Here is a 15,440-nt window from a genome sequence, read left to right on the forward strand (position 1 = left end):
CGCCCTACGCTCCGATCTCGTCACCGGCGACCGGGCGGCCCATCGGCGCCTCGGTCACCTCGTCCAGTCCGTCCAGCAGGTGACCCATCCGGTCCCGCTTGGTGCGCAGGTAGCGCACGTTCTCCGGGTTGGACCGCACGGGCAGCCCCTCCCGCCCGGTCACGGTGAGGCCGTATCCCTCCAGCCCGGCCCGTTTGGCCGGGTTGTTGGTCAGCAGCCGCATCGACCGCACGCCCAGGTCGTAGAGGATCTGCGCGCCGGTGCCGTAGTCGCGGGCGTCGGCCGGCAGGCCCAGGTCGAGGTTCGCGTCCACGGTGTCGCGGCCCTGGTCCTGGAGCTGGTACGCCTGGAGCTTGTGCAGCAGGCCGATGCCCCGGCCCTCGTGCCCGCGCACGTAGAGGACCACACCGCGTCCCTCCGCGGCGACCCGGGCCAGCGCGGCCTGCAACTGCGGCCCGCAGTCGCAGCGCAGCGAGCCGAACACGTCGCCGGTGAGGCACTCGGAGTGCACCCGCACCAGCACGTCCCGCCCGTCGCCCAGGTCGCCCATGACCAGCGCGACGTGCTCGGCCGGGTCGTGCTCGGCGCGGTAGCCGAGCGCCCGGAACACGCCGTACGGGGTGGGCATCCGCGCCTCGGCGGCCAGCTCGACCTGCTTCTCGGTACGCCGCCGGTAGGCGATCAGGTCCGCGATGGTGACCAGCGTCAGCCCGTGCTCGGCGCAGAACTTCTCCAGGTCCGGCAGGCGCATCATGGTGCCGTCGTCGTTCACCAGCTCGCAGAGCACGCCGGCCGGGCGCAGCCCGGCCAGCCGGGTCAGGTCCACCGCCGCCTCGGTGTGCCCGGGCCGGCGCAGCACCCCGCCGGCGCGGGCGCGCAGCGGCACCACGTGACCGGGCCGGGCCAGGTCGGTGGGGCCGGTGGCGGCGTCGGCGAGCAGCCGGATGGTGTGCGACCGGTCGGCGGCCGAGATGCCGGTGCTGACGCCCTCCCGGGCGTCCACCGTGACCGTGTACGCGGTGCCCCGCCGGTCCTGGTTCGTGTGGTGCATCGGCGGGAGGTCGAGCCGGTCGCACTCGTCCTCGGTCAGCGGCACGCAGATGTAGCCGGAGGTGTAGCGGACCATGAACGCGACCAGCTCCGGGGTGGCCAGCTCGGCCGCGAAGATCAGGTCGCCCTCGTTCTCGCGGTCCTCGTCGTCGACCACCACCACCGGACGCCCGGCGGCGATGTCCGCCACCGCCTGCTCGATCGAACCGAACGTGCTCATGCCACGGCCTCCGAGTACGTCGCCGGGATCGGGGCGGGCGCGGTCGCGACGGCCCGGGAGGTGCGCCACCAGCTGTACAGGCCGGCGGCGCAGAACGCGCCGTAGACCAGGTACATGGCGGCCGACGGGTAGAAGCCGCCGCGCAGCAGCAGCGGTACGCCGACCGCGTCGACGGCGATCCAGATCAGCCAGAACTCGACCCAGCCGCGGGCCATGCCGTAGGTGGCGAGCAGGCTGCCGACCAGGATCCAGGCGTCCGGCAGCGGCCCCCACGAGCCGAGCGCGGCGAGCACCGGGTACGCGGCGGCGGTGCCGACGACGGCGGCGACGAGCAGGCCGAGCCGCTCCGGCCAGGTGGCCCAGCGCGGCACCACGGCCGGCTGGTCCCCGCCACCGCCGCGCCGGTTGCGCGACCAGCGCCACCAGCCGTACACGCTGACGCTGAAGAAGAAGACCTGCCGGCCGGCCTGGCCGTAGAGGTCGTGCGCCTGCGGGGTGACGAAGACGCCGCCGAGGAACACGGTGAGCAGCAGCGCGTTGCCGATCATGCCGACCGGCCAGGCCCAGACCACCCGGCGCAGCCCGAGCAGCGCCGAGGCGAGCCCGAAGCCGTTGCCGACGATCTCCCGGACCAGCACCGGCGAACCGGCCACGTGCACCTGGGCGTCGAGCAGCCAGCCGAGCGGGCCCATCACCGCGCACCCCCCGCGCTCCGGTCGCCGAGCAGCCGCTCGACGTACTTGGCCAGCACGTCCACCTCGAGGTTGACCGGGTCACCGACCTGCTTGCTGCCGAGCACCGTCAGTTTGAGCGTGGTGGGGATCAGACCGACCGAGAACCAGTCGTCGCCGGCCTCGGCGACGGTCAGGGACACGCCGTCGACGGTGATCGAGCCCTTCTCCACCACGTACCGGGCCAGCCCGGCGGGCAGCCGGAACCGCACGGTCTCCCACTGCGCGGCCGGCTCCCGGACGACGATCTCGCCGACGCCGTCGACGTGACCCTGCACCAGATGCCCGCCGAGGCGGCTGTTGAGCGCGGCGGCCCGTTCCAGGTTGACCGGGTCGCCGGGGCGCAGCGCGCCCAGCGCGGTGCGGCGCAGCGTCTCGCCCATCACGTCGGCGGTGAAGACGCCGCCGTCGACGTCGACCACGGTGAGGCAGACGCCGTTGACCGCGATCGAGTCGCCGTGCCGGGCGTCCGAGGTGACGAGCGGGCCGCGGATGGCGACCAGCGCGGAGTCGTCCCCGGTCTCGGTGCTCCGGACGATCTCGCCCAGTTCCTCGACGATGCCGGTGAACATGTCAGGCCTCCCTCTTCCGGGGCAGCGCGGTGATCCGCAGGTCGGGACCGACCCGCGTAACGTCGGTGATCTCCAGGTCGATGGCGTCGGCGATGGTCGTCACGCCGGCGTCGCGCAGCGCGGTCGGGCCGGCGCCGAGCAGCTTCGGCGCGACGTACCCGACGATCTTGTCGACCAGGCCGGCGGCGAGGAACGCGCCGGCCAGCGTGGGCCCGCCCTCCAGCAGCGCGGCCCGCACACCCCGGTGGTGCAGCTCCGCGAGCAGCGCCGCCAGGTCGACCCGGCCGTCCGGGCCGGCGCCGACCTCCGCGGCGGTGGCCACCCAGGTGCGGGCGGCGCCGTCGCGGACCCGGGCGTCGGCCGGGGTACGCCCCGAGCTGTCCACCACCACCCGCAGCGGCTGCCGGATGGCGAGCGTGCCGTCGCGCAGGTTGCGCGCGGTGAGGCGGGGGTCGTCGGTGAGGACGGTGCCCACCCCGGCGAGCACCGCGTCGACGGTCCCGCGCAGCGCGTGCACGTCGATCCGGGCCGCCTCGGAGGTGATCCACATGCTGGTGCCGTCGGCGGCGGCGGAGCGCCCGTCGAGCGTGGCCGCGTACTTCCAGATCACGTACGGCCAGCCCCGGCGCATCGAGGTGAGCCAGGCCACGTTGCCGGCCTCGGCCTCCTGGCCGCGTACCCCCAGATCGACCTGGACCCCGGCGGCGCGCAGCGTGGCCGCGCCGCCGGAGGCGACCGGGTTGGGGTCGGGGACGGCGATCACCACGCGGGACACCCCGGCGGCGATGAGCGCGTGGCTGCAGGGGCCGGTGCGGCCGGTGTGGTCGCAGGGTTCGAGGGTGACCACAGCGGTGCCGCCGCGGGCGCGCGTGCCGGCCTGTGCCAGCGCGACGATCTCCGCGTGCGGGCCGCCGGCGTACGCGTGGAAGCCCTCGCCGACGACCTCGCCGTCGGCGCCGAGCAGCACGCAGCCGACCACCGGATTGGGGCTCGTGGCGCCGAGGCCGCGCGCGGCCAGTTCGATGGCACGACGCATCGCCTCGTCGACGGAGACGCTCGCCATGGCCGCCTGTCCTCCCGCTCGCCGGTCACGCGCGGGCGGTTCGGGAGCAGCGGCACGAAAGCCGCGGACACGCGGCGGCGGGAAACCCGGGGACGGCAGTGCCGACCCCGGGGAGCCCACGCGGCGGCTGAGGGTGCTCAGCGGCCGGCAGGGCCTCCCCCGTTCCGCGCGCTGTCTCCCATCCGGACTTTCTGGGGGCGGACGAGCCGCACCCCAACCGTCGGCCCCGGATTCTCACCAGGTCCACCGTCCGGCCGAAGCCGTCCGGGTCGCGGGCTTACCACGGTCGGACCGTGGATCACCGCCGGTTCGGAATTTCACCGAGCCCCGCCAGCGCGTGGTGGGTACACGGGAAGTCTTACACGTTCCGCCCGGCCGTGCGCCACAGAGGCGAGCTACCTCACAGGGCCGGTCAGGTGACGCCGCGACGGCGGTCCACCGCCACGTACGAGCCGGGCTGGCTCTTGGCCACTGTCTTCATCTCCGAGGCCACCGCGATCGCCTCCAGCGGGTCGGTGAACCGCTTGCCGGAATCGGACAGCGACACGCCGATGGAGAGCGTGACGAGCGCGGCGCGGCGAATGTTCCCGCGCCGGTCCTTCAGCTCGACGAAGCCGCGTTCCCGGTCGGTGGCGTCGTAGAGCGCGTCCGCGGCCTTCTCGAAGTCGACCACGGCCCGGCTGGTCAGCGGCCGGACCTGGTTGGGGGCGCAGACGATGACGAAGTCGTCGCCGCCGACGTGGCCGAGGAACGCCGGTGGCAGCCCGATCGACACCACCGCCCGGTGCAGGCTGCGGGCCAGGGCGGAGATGAACTCGTCGCCGCGCACGAAGCCGTACCGGTCGTTGACGCTCTTGAACCGGTCGATGTCGATGTAGCCGACGGCGTAGTCGACGCCGTTGCGCACCCGGTCGCTGATCTCCCGCCGGATCCGGCTGTTGCCGGGCAGGCCGGTCAGCGGCGAAACCTCCCGGAACTCCTTGTTGCGCCGCAGCGTGGAGTTGACCCGGGCCACCAGTTCCAGCGTGTCGAACGGCTTGACCAGGTAGTCGTCCGCGCCGACGCTGAGCCCGTTGACCTTGTCCTGGGTCATCCCCTTGGCGGTGAGCATGATCACTGGCAGGGCCGAGGTCATCGGGTCGGCGCGCAGCCGCCGGGTCAGTTCCAGCCCGTCGATGCGCGGCATCATCAGGTCGACCACGGCGAGGTCGGGCCGCTGCCGCTCGATGATCTCCAGCGCCTCCTGGCCGTCGGCGGCGTGCAGCACCTCGAAGCCGTGCAGGCGCAGGTTGAACTCGACGAAGCGGGCGATGTCCTCGTCGTCGTCGACGACGAGGATCACGTCGGGTCGCTCGCCGGCCGGGTCCATCTCAGGCCCCGGTCATCGCGCGTTCCGCCAGGCCCCGCAGGCGGCGCACCGCCTCCGCGGGATCGTCGGCGCCGTAGACGGCGGTGCCCGCGACGAACGCGTCGGCGCCGGCCGCGGCGGCCTGCTCGATGGTGTCCGCGGCGATGCCGCCGTCGACCTCGATGCGCAGCTCCAGGTGCCCGCTGTCGACGTGCCGGCGGGCCGCGCGCACCTTGTCCAGCAGTTGCGGCAGGAAACGCTGGCCGCCGAAGCCGGCCTTGATCGTCATGATCAGCAGCGTGTCGAAGCTCGGCAGCAACTCCAGGTACGGCTCGATCGGGGTGTCCCGGTCGATCGCCAGCCCCGCCTTCGCCCCGGCCGAGCGCAGGTCCTTCGCGAGCGCCACCGGGTCGTCGCACGCCTCGGCGTGGAACGTGACGTTGTACGCGCCCGCGTCGGCGTACCCGGGCGCCCAGCGGCGCGGATCTTCGATCATCAGGTGCACGTCGAAGGGGATCTCCGTGACGGCACGCAGGCTCTGCACCACCGGCAGCCCGATGGTCAGGTTGGGCACGAAGTGGTTGTCCATGACGTCCACGTGCAGCCAGTCGGCGGCGGGCTCCACGGCACGGACCTCGTCGGCGAGGCGGGCGAAATCGGCGGCCAGGATGCTGGGCGCGACGATCGGCGGCGGTACTGTCACCGGGCCAGTGTACGAACGCGGTGATCCGGAGGTAGCGGCACGGCTCCCGGAGCGACAGCTGGTGATCCTTCCGTGACCGATGGTGCATCATCGGGCCGTCCGGCGAGAAATTCGGCACGAATAGTCGCCGGTGACTGGCCGATCGATTGAAAGGTGACGAAACTCCTACAGGGACGGTCACGTATGCTGCACGCCCGGGCGCGGGGGACGCCGGTCGGGCCTATGACGACCGGCTGCCATCTCTCCCGGAAGGGGCGGACGATGCGACGGTGGCTCCACGTGCTCGCGCTGGCCGGCGCCGCGACGGTGGTGCTCGCGGGATGCGCACAGGCGCACCGGGCCGACGGCGACCTGATCGACGACTGGGCGGCACTGCCGGTGCCGCAACTGTTCGTCCCGGCGACCGAGGCGTGCCTGCCCCGGCTGAGCACCGTGGTGTCCGCCGCCACGTACGAGACGGTGAACTGCGCGGGCAGCCACCTGGCCGAGACCGTGCACGTCGGCCGGTTCACCGGGCCGGAGGCGCAGGGCGTACGCCCGGAACCGGGCTCACCGGCGCTGCGGACCGCGCGCGCCGAGTGCGACCAGCGGGCGCGGGAGATGATCGGCGGGGACTGGCACGCCGCCCGGCTCACGCTGAACATCGCGCTGCCGACGGTGACCGCCTGGACGTCCGGCGCCCGCTGGTTCCGGTGCGACCTGGCCGAGACCGACAGCATCGACAACACCCGCCCGGTCAACCGGGTCGGCAGCCTGCGGGGCGCGCTCGTCGGCGACAACCCGCTGGTGCACAGGTGCTTCGACCCGAAGCTGATCGGCCAGAACCTCAACTACATGGCCCCGGTGCTGTGCACCGAACCGCACCGGGCGGAGTTCGTCGGCGTCTACGAGGAACGCGACATGAGCTGGGCGGAGTTCACCCGCGGCGCGCCCACCACGCACCGGCGCTGCATGACGCTGATCGCCGCGTTCGCCGAGGTGCCGGACAACGCCGAGCTGCCGTACCGGGCCGGGTCCATCTTCTACCCGCCGTCGGAGCGGGAGTGGGAGGAGGGCGACCGGGGCGTGCGCTGTTTCCTGTGGAGCGACGACCGCAAGCTGAACCGCTCGGTGCGCGGAGCCGGGCCCGAGGGACTCCCGGTGACCTGAGCGACTGCCGTATGCTGCACCGCCGAGGCGTACCGGTCGGCCGGACGGCTCCGGACGACGGGGGAGGTCGGTCGGGATGCGGCGATGGTGGACGGCGGTCACCGTGGGCGCGGTGATGGCGCTGGCGCTCGGCGGCTGCGCCGCGCCGGCCGGGGTCGACAGGGACCTGACCGACGACTGGCCCGCGTTCGCCGCGCCCGTCGGTTTCGTGCCGCAGTCCGGCGCCTGCCATCCCACCGTCGCCGACGTCGGATACCTCAGCGGCTACCAGCCGGTCGACTGCGCCGCCCCGCACCGCACTGAGACGCTGCACGTGGGCACGATGACCGGGGCGGAGGCGGAGCGTTCCGCGCCGCCGCGCACCGGATCGGCCGGGATGCGCGCCGCGCACGCCGACTGCGGCCGGCAGGTCACCCGCGCCGTCGGCGCGGACTGGCGCTCCGGGCGGCTGCGGCTGGCGGTGGTCTTCCCGTCGACGCTGGCGTGGTCCGGCGGGGCCCGCTGGTACCGCTGCGACGTCGCCGAGGTGACCGATCTGGACGAGGGCGCCGTGGCCCAGCGCACCGGAAGCCTGCGCGGGGCGCTCAAGCCCGGCTCGAAGCTCGCGCTCGGCTGCTTCAACCCGAAGCTGCGCAAGGACGAGGTGGAGTCGATGCGGCCGGTGGCCTGCACCAGCAAGCACCACGCCGAGTTCGTCGGTGTCTACCAGGCGCCGGACATCAGCTACGCGGAGTTCGACCGCACGCCGCTGCGCACGCACAAGGCCTGCCGGGGCCTGATCGCCAAGTACGCCGGGCTGCCGAACGACGGCAACATGCAGTACCGGGCCGGGACCATCATCTACCACCCGTACGAGGAGCAGTGGCGCGACGGGGACCGGGGCGTGCAGTGCTTCCTGTGGGTCTCCGGGCGGACGCTGACCAAGTCGGTCAAGGGCGCGGGCGCCAAGGCGCTGCCGATCAACTGAGACCCGGGCGGGGCGGGCCGGCACCCACCCCGCCCGGGGCCGCTCAGCCGACCTGCAGCGTCACGTCGTCCACGACGAAGCTGGTCTGCAACGAGGAGTCCTCGACCCCGGTCCACTTCAGCGTGACCGTCTGACCGGCGTACGCGGCCAGGTTGAAGGTGCGCTGGGTGTAGCCGGTGGCCTTGTTCAGGTTCGAGTACGTGGCCAGCGTGGTCGAGCCGACCTGCACGGTGAGCTTGTCGTACGCGACCGAGCTGGTCGTCTCGGCCGTGTCGATGTGCAGCCAGAACGAGAACGTGTAGCTGCTGCACCCGGCCGGCAGCGTGACCGACTGGGACAGCGTGTCGGTCCGCGAGGAGCCGTACCCGTTCATCCACGCCTTGTACGACCCGGTGCGGGCCGCCTGGCTGGAGCTGTTGGTGATCACGCCGGAGCTGGCGGTCCACGGCGTGGTGCCGGACTCGAAGCTGCTGTTGCCGATGAGCTGCCCGCCGGTGCAGCCGCCGCTGCCGCCGGTCACGGTGATCGTGTAGCTGGCGGTGCGGGTGGCCGAACCGGTGCCGGTCACGGTGAGCGTGAACGTGCCGGTGGTGGCCGACGACGAGGCGCCGACCGTCATGGTGGACGAGCCGCCCGACGTGACCGACGACGGGCTGAAGCTCACCGAGACCCCGCTCGGGGCGCCGCTGGCGGACAACGAGACGGTCTGCGCGCTGCCGGCGGTGGTGGCGGTGCTGACCGTGGCGGTGGTGGAGCCACCCCGGGCGACGCTGCCGGAGGTGGGGCTCACCGAGACGGAGAAGTCGTTGGTGGGCGTGCCGCCGCCGACCGCGAGCGCCCAGATCGCGTACGCCACGCCGTCCGCGGCCCGGTTCAGGATGGTCGTGTTGATGTTGCTGGTGTTGTCGCAGGAGCGGTGGTAGCAGCCGTCGTACGCCGCGCCCGCGGTGCCGCCCCACTTGCTGGCCTGCGCCGAGGACTTGGTGTAGCTGGCGCCCGCCGCGTAGCCGGAGGTCTGGATGCCGGCGTTGGCGAACGAGTAGTCGTCGGAGCGGCCCTGCCCCTCGGTGTTCTCCTCCGGCGAGATGCCGAACGAGTCCCAGTACGCCTTCAGCGGCGCGGCGGTGGCCGAGGTGATCCGGTTGATGAAGTAGCCGCCGTTGGGCGAACCCACCATGTCGAAGTTGTAGTAGCCCTTGATGTAGCCGCGCTGGGTGGAGCTGAGCTGGTTGACGTAGTGCTTGGAGCCCTGCAGCCCCTGCTCCTCGCCGTTCCACCAGGCGAACCGGACCCGCTTGGTCATGGTCGGGTTCTGCGCGGCCAGTACCAGCGCGTTCTCCAGCAGCACCGACGAACCGGAGGCGTTGTCGTTGATGCCGGGGCCGGCGGCGACGCCGTCCAGGTGCGCGCCGAACATGACGACCTGGTCCGAGGGGCCCTGCGGCCACTCGGCGATCAGGTTGTTGCCCGGGTAGGTGCAGGTGGAGCAGTTCTGCTCGGTGACCGTGTAGCCGGCGGCCTGGAGCTTGCCCTTGACGTAGTTGACCGACGCCGTGTAGCCGGCCGAGCCGGAGCGCCGGTTGCCCCCGTTGCTGGTGGCGATGGAGTTGAACTGGCTGAGGTGGGCCTGGATGTTGCTGAGGGAGACGTCCGGCGCGGCGAGCGCGGCGACGGCCGGGGCGGGGGCGGAGGCCGGAGCGGGCGCGGCGGAGGCGGTGCCGGCCAGGCTCGCCGTCGTCAGGGTGGCGACGAGGGCGAGCGCGAGGCTCGTGGTCGGCGTTCTGCGTCTCATGGAGACTCCTCGTGGGGGTTCGGCGGGCGGGGTGCCGGGACCGGTGATCGGAACAGTTACATGTATCGATCGCACAGTCAACGGGCTGTCACATCCCACCGACCCCCTCCCCCCACCGGGATGCCGCACACGCTCCATCCCTCCCCATTTCGCCGCACGACGATCAAGGAGTTCGCGCCCGGGCACGACGGACCCGGAGGCACGAACTCCTCGATCGACTGCGGGAGGGGTGGGTCAGGTCCGGCGGAGAACCGCCAGAAACATGGCGTCGGTGCCGTGGCGGTGCGGCCACAGCTGCACCGTGGGCCCGTCACCCAGGCCCGGCATGCCCGCCGGCAGCAGCGGCCGCGCGTCGACGAAGTCGACGCCGAAACCGCACCGCCGGGCCGCCTCGGTCACCGTCACGTGCGTCTCCACCACGTGCGGCGAGCAGGTCACGTACGCGACCAGGCCACCCGGCCGGGCCGCCCGCAGCGCGGCGGTGAGCAGTTCGCGCTGCAACCGGGTCAGCGGCGGCAGGTCCGACGGCTGGCGGCGCCACCGCGCCTCCGGGCGGCGGCGCAGCGCGCCCAGCCCGGTGCACGGCGCGTCCACGAGCACCCGGTCGAAGTGCCCCTCCGGCAGCTTCGGGTCGCTGCCCACGCTGCGCCCGTCGGTGTGCAGCACCGTCACCGGCAGCCCACGGGTGGCCTGCTCCACCAGCCGCGCCCGGTGCTCGGCCACCTCGACCGCCGTCAGCCGTGCGCCACGGGTCGCGGCGAGCGCGCCGAGCAGGCCGGACTTGCCGCCCGGGCCGGCGCACAGGTCCAGCCACCGGCCGTCCGGGCCGTCCAGCGGGGCCGCCGCCAGCGCGTCCGCCACCAGCTGGGACCCCTCGTCCTGCACGTGCGCGCGGCCGTCGGCCACCGCCGCCAGCTCACCCGGCGCCCCGCCGGGCAGGTAGACCGCGTACGGCGAGAACGCGCCGGGCGCGCCGCCCACCTCGTCGGCCAGCGCCACCGGGTCGGCCAGGCCCGGCCGGGCGCACAGGTGCACCGGCGGGCGCTCGTTGTCCTCGATGAGCAGCCGGGTCGTCTCACCCATGTCGCCGCCGAGCGCCTCCGCGAACGACCGCGCGATCCACTGGGGATGGCTGTACGCCAGCGCGAGATGCCCGATCGGGTCGGTCTCCTCGGACGGGGCGAGCTTGGCCACCCAGGCGTCGGCGTCCCGGCTGGTGATCTCCCGCAGCACCGCGTTGGCGAACCCGGTGGCGCCCGGTCCCACCGACCGGACCAGGTCGACGGTGGACGACACCGCGGCGTGCGCGGGCACCCGGGTGTGCAGGATCTGGTACGCCCCGAGCCGCAGCGCGTCGCGCACCGGCGGGTCGATGCGCTGCACGTCCCGCCCGGCCGCGTCGGTGACGATCGCGTCGAGCGTGCCGGTGTGCCGCAGCGTGCCGTAGGTCAGCTCGGTGGCGAACGCGGCGTCCCGGCCGGTCAGCCCGGCCTCGCGCAGCATCGCCGGGAGCACCAGGTTGGCGTACGCGTCGTCGCGGTGCACCGCCGCGATCGCCTCGTACGCGACCTGCCGGGGCAGGTCGACGGCCGGACGGGCCGGACGCCCGCCCCGCCGGTCCCCGCCGAACCGGTCCCCGCCACGCCGGTCGCCGCGCTCACGGTCACCGCCGGACCGGTCGCCGGCACGCCGGTCCGCGGCGGGCCGGTCGGCGCGCTGCCGGGTACCGCGCTCACGGTCGCCGAACCGGTCCGGACGCGACGGCCCCGTCACGCGAACACCTCGCCGGCGGTGACCCGGGCGCCGCGCGCCCAGTCGCCGGCGGGCATGGCCTTCTTGCCGGCGGCGCGCACCTCGCCGAGGCGCACCGGCGTGGTGGCGGTGCCGACGAGCACGCCCGACTTCTCCACGTGCAGCTCCCCCGGCTTCAGCTCCGGGCCGTCGGCCACCGGTGTGACCGGGCCGAGCTTGACCCGGTCGTCGCGGAACGTGGTCCACGGGCCGGGCGCGGGCGTGCAGGCGCGGATGCGCCGGTCCACCGCGAACGCGGGGTCGCCCCAGCGGACCCGGGCGTCCTCCACCGTCAGCTTCGGGGCGAGCGAGACGCCGTCGGCGGGCTGCGGCACGGCGCGGGCGGTGCCGGCGCCGATCGCGTCCAGGACGGCGACCAGCAGCCCGGCGCCGGAGTGCGCGAGCCGTTCCAGCAGGTCACCGGAGGTGTCGGCGGGGCGGATCTCGTCGGTGACGGTGCCGTAGACCGGGCCGGTGTCCAGCCCCGCCTCCAGCTCGAAGACGCTGGCCCCGGTCAGCTCGTCGCCGTGCAGCACGGCGTGCTGCACCGGCGCGGCGCCACGCCAGGCGGGCAGCAGTGAGAAGTGCAGGTTGATCCAGCCGTGCCGGGGGATCTCGAGCGCCACCGGCGGCACCAGCGCCCCGTAGGCGACCACCGGTACGCAGTCCGGCGCCAGCTCGCGCAGCCGGTCGAGGAACTCCGGCTCGCGCGGGCGGGCCGGGGTGAGCACCTCGACGCCGTGCGCGTCGGCCCACGCGCCGACCGGTGAGCGGACCAGTCCCCGGCCACGACCGGCCGGGGCGTCGGGGCGGGTGACCACGGCGAGCAACTCGTGCCCGGAAGCGGCGATCGCGTCCAGGGCCGGTACGGCGACCGCCGGGGTGCCGGCGAAGACCAGGCGCATCCGGGTCACCGCCCCAGGCCGAACGGGTTGCCGGCGGCGTGCGGGCTCAGCTTGACGGTGGGCGGCGCGGCCTGGTCATACCACTCGGCCTGGCGGATCGCCTTCATGGCCTCCTTGCGGCCGGCCGGGTCGAGCCGGTCGACGAAGAGGACCCCGTCGAGGTGGTCGGTCTCGTGCTGCACGCAGCGGGCCATCAGGCCGGTGCCGACGATCTGCAGCGGGTCGCCGTAGCCGTTGAAGCCCTTGGCGATCACGTTCTGCCGGCGCTTGGTGTCGAAGTAGAGCCCGGGGATGGACAGGCAGCCCTCCGGGCCGTCCTGCTCCTCCTCGTCAGGGAACTCCAGCACCGGGTTGACCAGGTGGCCGAGGACGTCGTCGACGTCGAAGGTGAACACCCGCAGGCCCACCCCGAGCTGCGGCGCGGCCAGGCCGGCGCCGCTCTGCTCGCGCATCGTGTCGGTCAGGTCGGCGATCAGCTTGCGCAGCTCGACGTCGAAGTCGACGACCGGGTCGGCCGGCGTGCGCAGCACCGGATCGCCGAACAGACGGATGGGCTGGACGGTCACTCGGCGTGGCTCCTTGTCTGGGTCGAACGATGCGCGTCCAGTCTACGGAGTCGGCCCGGCCGCCCCGGGTCGCGTACCGGGAACGGTGACCGGGGCCGCCTCCCGCCCCACCCGCACCGGCAGCGTGGCGTGACCACGCAGGGTGAGCCGCACCCGCCGCTCGGGCCGGCCCGCGAGGGCCATCTCCGGCAGCCGGCGCAGCAGCAGCGGGAACGCCACCTGCGCCTCCAGCCGGGCCAGCGCCGCGCCGAGGCAGTAGTGCGGCCCGGCACCGAAGGACAGCGGCGCGATCTGCGCCCGCCACGGGTCGAAGCGGGCCGGATCCGGGTAGCGGCGCGGATCGCGGTTGGCCGCGCCAAGCAGCACGATGACCCAGCTCGCCGGCGGCAGGTCGACCTCGCCGTACCGGGCGGGCGCCGTGCTCATCCGCGAGGTGAGCTGCACCGGCGAGTCGTAGCGCAGCAGCTCGTCGACGTAGGCGGGGGCGAGGTCGGGCCGCTCGCGCAGCGCCGCCGCGGCGCCCGGATGCGCCAGCAGCGCCACCAGGCCGTTGCCGAGCAGATTCGTGGTGGTCTCGAAGCCGGCCACCAGCAGCACGATCAGGTTCGCCAGCAGCTCGTCGCCGGAGAGCCGGTCGCCGCCGTCGTGGGCCTGGACCAGCGCGGTGGTGAGGTCGTCGGCCGGCGCCCGGCGGCGGGCCGCCACCAGCTCGGTGAAGTAGGCGCGCAGCTCCGCCGCTCCCCGGTCGGCCACGGCGAGCTCGTCGGCGGTGATCTCCGGTTCGAGCGCGCCGGTCAGGTCGGCGGCCCAGCGCCGGAACAGCGGCCGGTCCGCCGACGGGACGCCGAGCAGCGCGCAGATCACCCCGACCGGAAGCGGGTACGCGAACGCGCCCATGAAGTCGACCGGCTCGTCGGCGGTGAGCATCGCGTCGACCAGCTCGTCGGCCTGCGCCCGCACCACGTCGCGCATGGCGGCGATCCGGCGCGGGGTGAACGCGCCCGCGGCCAGCCGTCGCATCCGGCTGTGGTCGGGCGGGTTGGTGCGCAGCATCGACCGGGAGATCGACAGCATCGCCGGGCTGTCCCGCCAGCCGGGCAGGAACTGGTCGCGCAGCGCGTCGTCCATCACCCCGAACTGGGCGTCGCGCAGGATCGCGTCGGCCTCCGCGTACCCGGTGACCACGTAGAAGACCGGCCCGGCCTGGACCACCGGGCCGTGCGCGCGCAGCCGCTCGTACGTCGGGTAGGGGTCGAGGCGCCCCTCGGGGGACATCAGCAGCGCGAGCGCGTCGGTGGGATCCACGATTCCGCCTCCCCAGGCATCGGAGGCCTTCATCATGCTCCCGCCCGCCGGATCGGGTGAACCCGTGACGGCGAGGTGGCGGTGTCCCCCGCGGTCAGGCGCCGGCGCCCGGCTCCCCGGCGAGCACCGGGCCGCTGCCGAGCAGCGCGTGCTCCGGCAGCGGCAGCGTGATGCCGTGCGCGTCCTCCCAGTCGTGGATCAGGCCCGGCCGGGCCTGCGCGGTGAAGAACTCGACGGCGCTGATCCCGCCGACCACCGGCTCCTCCACCTCGGCGACCAGCCGGGCCGCGACCATCGGCAGGCCGGCGCGCACGGCGGCGCTGAGCCGCCGGTGCCCGTCGACGACGAAGAAGTACTCGCCGGTGTAGCCGATGCTCAGCGGCTCCGGCTCCCCGTCGCCGCCGGCCGCCTCGGCCGCGACGTCGGAGTCCCAGAGACCGCGCAGCGTCGACACGTCCTCGGTGGGGTACACCCGGGCCGGGTCGAGCAGCAGCAGCGGCTGGCCGGCGCGCAGCACGTCGGCGCCGAGACGGCCCTCGTAGACGTCGATGACGTGCGCGATGACCTGCTCCGGGTTGGCCCGGGTGGTGTCGCAGACCAGGTCGTAGTTGCGCAGGCGGGCCTTGTCGACGCCGTACCGCACGATGAACCGGCCGCGCTCGCTCTCGCTGCGCTCGCGCAGCTTGGCCCGCGCCTCCTCCAGCGAGGTGTAGCTCTCGGCCGGGCCGGACGGGCGGGCCAGCACGCGCCGGGCCGCCTCGGTCGGCTCGGTGATCATGTGCACCTTGAGCGCGTCGGTGAAGAAGTGCCACGCCAGGCGGGAGTCCATGACCAGGGACTCGCCGGAGGCGGCGATGTCGCGCTGGAGCTGGTCGACGTAGCCGTCGACGGCCTGGTCCAGCTCGGCGTGCAGGTTGAGCTGGAGGGCGGTCATCTGCCGCTCCTGGGCCATCTGGCGGTAGAGGTCGCCGACGCTGACCCGGCGCAGCCCCAGCCGCTTGGCGATCTCGACCGAGACGGTGCTCTTGCCACTGCCGAGGTCACCGTTGAAGACGATCGACTGACGAACGGTCACGACTGGTCCACCCCTGCTCACCGGCTGACTGACGACATCGAGTGTCGGCCCGACGTGCTCTGGCACCCGCCGCGCCGCGTCCCGCGCGGGGAAAGCGCGCGGCTGGGCATGACGGGCGATGCTATCACCGTGCGCTACCCGATTGCCGGACCAGGTGTGCGGCAAACCCCAGCTCACGACCGTCCGCGAGGGCCCGCGTGCGC

General features: G+C 73.8%; 14 protein-coding genes and 1 riboswitch. Of the genes, 2 read left to right on the forward strand and 12 right to left on the reverse strand.

Annotated features, from left to right (window positions below):
* Positions 1 to 4: 4 nt before the first annotated feature.
* From O7607_RS01340 to rpe, 6 genes are all read right to left on the reverse strand, one after another.
* Positions 5 to 1,270, reverse strand: a complete 1,266-nt coding sequence (locus tag O7607_RS01340) for a bifunctional 3,4-dihydroxy-2-butanone-4-phosphate synthase/GTP cyclohydrolase II (RefSeq protein ID WP_216933127.1) — start codon at positions 1,268 to 1,270, stop codon at positions 5 to 7.
* On the reverse strand, positions 1,267 to 1,962 hold the full coding sequence (gene pnuC / locus O7607_RS01345; protein WP_269700456.1) for a nicotinamide riboside transporter PnuC: 696 nt from the start codon (positions 1,960 to 1,962) through the stop codon (positions 1,267 to 1,269). Before pnuC ends, O7607_RS01340 begins: the two co-directional genes overlap by 4 nt.
* On the reverse strand, positions 1,962 to 2,573 hold the full coding sequence (locus O7607_RS01350; RefSeq protein ID WP_269700458.1) for a riboflavin synthase: 612 nt from the start codon (positions 2,571 to 2,573) through the stop codon (positions 1,962 to 1,964). Before O7607_RS01350 ends, pnuC begins: the two co-directional genes overlap by 1 nt.
* Before the next feature lies 1 nt (position 2,574).
* Positions 2,575 to 3,636 (reverse strand): bifunctional diaminohydroxyphosphoribosylaminopyrimidine deaminase/5-amino-6-(5-phosphoribosylamino)uracil reductase RibD, encoded by a 1,062-nt coding sequence (ribD, locus tag O7607_RS01355; protein WP_269700460.1) that lies wholly within the window; start codon positions 3,634 to 3,636, stop codon positions 2,575 to 2,577.
* 166 nt (positions 3,637 to 3,802) lie between these two features.
* A riboswitch (FMN riboswitch) is annotated at positions 3,803 to 3,975 on the reverse strand.
* A 73-nt stretch (positions 3,976 to 4,048) separates the two neighbouring features.
* Entirely contained in the window at positions 4,049 to 5,005 is a 957-nt protein-coding gene (locus O7607_RS01360) for a response regulator (RefSeq protein WP_269700461.1), read from the reverse strand.
* Position 5,006: 1 nt separating this feature from the next.
* Positions 5,007 to 5,687 (reverse strand): ribulose-phosphate 3-epimerase, encoded by a 681-nt coding sequence (gene rpe, locus O7607_RS01365; RefSeq protein ID WP_174534484.1) that lies wholly within the window; start codon positions 5,685 to 5,687, stop codon positions 5,007 to 5,009.
* 261 nt (positions 5,688 to 5,948) lie between these two features.
* Between rpe and O7607_RS01370 the strand changes: the two genes are divergently transcribed.
* Together O7607_RS01370 and O7607_RS01375 are read left to right on the forward strand one after the other, a co-directional pair.
* Positions 5,949 to 6,836 carry a septum formation family protein gene (locus tag O7607_RS01370; protein WP_269700463.1) on the forward strand — a complete coding sequence of 296 codons (888 nt, stop codon included), beginning with the start codon at positions 5,949 to 5,951 and terminating at the stop codon, positions 6,834 to 6,836.
* Between the two features lie 76 nt (positions 6,837 to 6,912).
* Positions 6,913 to 7,803 carry a septum formation family protein gene (locus O7607_RS01375; RefSeq protein WP_269700465.1) on the forward strand — a complete coding sequence of 297 codons (891 nt, stop codon included), beginning with the start codon at positions 6,913 to 6,915 and terminating at the stop codon, positions 7,801 to 7,803.
* A 43-nt stretch (positions 7,804 to 7,846) separates the two neighbouring features.
* Here the strand turns inward: O7607_RS01375 and O7607_RS01380 are convergent, their stop codons facing one another.
* The 6 genes from O7607_RS01380 to O7607_RS01405 form a co-directional block, all read right to left on the reverse strand.
* On the reverse strand, positions 7,847 to 9,595 hold the full coding sequence (locus tag O7607_RS01380; protein ID WP_269700466.1) for a M28 family peptidase: 1,749 nt from the start codon (positions 9,593 to 9,595) through the stop codon (positions 7,847 to 7,849).
* Positions 9,596 to 9,829: 234 nt separating this feature from the next.
* Entirely contained in the window at positions 9,830 to 11,368 is a 1,539-nt protein-coding gene (locus O7607_RS01385) for an RsmB/NOP family class I SAM-dependent RNA methyltransferase (protein ID WP_269700467.1), read from the reverse strand.
* Positions 11,365 to 12,291, reverse strand: coding sequence for a methionyl-tRNA formyltransferase (gene fmt, locus O7607_RS01390; protein WP_269700468.1), 927 nt, complete (start codon positions 12,289 to 12,291; stop codon positions 11,365 to 11,367). Before fmt ends, O7607_RS01385 begins: the two co-directional genes overlap by 4 nt.
* A gap of 5 nt (positions 12,292 to 12,296) precedes the next feature.
* A complete protein-coding gene (gene def / locus O7607_RS01395; protein WP_269700469.1) occupies positions 12,297 to 12,857 on the reverse strand; it encodes a peptide deformylase in 561 nt (186 codons plus the stop codon).
* Between the two features lie 42 nt (positions 12,858 to 12,899).
* On the reverse strand, positions 12,900 to 14,162 hold the full coding sequence (locus O7607_RS01400; protein ID WP_269700470.1) for a cytochrome P450: 1,263 nt from the start codon (positions 14,160 to 14,162) through the stop codon (positions 12,900 to 12,902).
* 94 nt (positions 14,163 to 14,256) lie between these two features.
* Complete coding sequence (locus O7607_RS01405; RefSeq protein ID WP_269700471.1) at positions 14,257 to 15,237, reverse strand: AAA family ATPase; 981 nt, start codon at positions 15,235 to 15,237, stop codon at positions 14,257 to 14,259.
* Between the last annotated feature and the right edge of the window lie 203 nt (positions 15,238 to 15,440).

It is taken from the genome of Micromonospora sp. WMMA1949 (assembly GCF_027460145.1).
GTDB lineage: Bacteria > Actinomycetota > Actinomycetes > Mycobacteriales > Micromonosporaceae > Micromonospora.

What these genes read in the sequence shown, in the direction of transcription:
- fmt (WP_269700468.1), bottom strand. Translation starts at nt 12,291, where the DNA reads ATGCGCCTGGTCTTCGCCGGCACCCCGGCGGTCGCCGTACCGGCCCTG.
- O7607_RS01360 (WP_269700461.1), bottom strand. Translation starts at nt 5,005, where the DNA reads ATGGACCCGGCCGGCGAGCGACCCGACGTGATCCTCGTCGTCGACGAC.
- ribD (WP_269700460.1), bottom strand. Translation starts at nt 3,636, where the DNA reads ATGGCGAGCGTCTCCGTCGACGAGGCGATGCGTCGTGCCATCGAACTG.
- O7607_RS01340 (WP_216933127.1), bottom strand. Translation starts at nt 1,270, where the DNA reads ATGAGCACGTTCGGTTCGATCGAGCAGGCGGTGGCGGACATCGCCGCC.
- O7607_RS01350 (WP_269700458.1), bottom strand. Translation starts at nt 2,573, where the DNA reads ATGTTCACCGGCATCGTCGAGGAACTGGGCGAGATCGTCCGGAGCACC.
- pnuC (WP_269700456.1), bottom strand. Translation starts at nt 1,962, where the DNA reads ATGGGCCCGCTCGGCTGGCTGCTCGACGCCCAGGTGCACGTGGCCGGT.
- O7607_RS01380 (WP_269700466.1), bottom strand. Translation starts at nt 9,595, where the DNA reads ATGAGACGCAGAACGCCGACCACGAGCCTCGCGCTCGCCCTCGTCGCC.
- O7607_RS01375 (WP_269700465.1), top strand. Translation starts at nt 6,913, where the DNA reads ATGCGGCGATGGTGGACGGCGGTCACCGTGGGCGCGGTGATGGCGCTG.
- O7607_RS01370 (WP_269700463.1), top strand. Translation starts at nt 5,949, where the DNA reads ATGCGACGGTGGCTCCACGTGCTCGCGCTGGCCGGCGCCGCGACGGTG.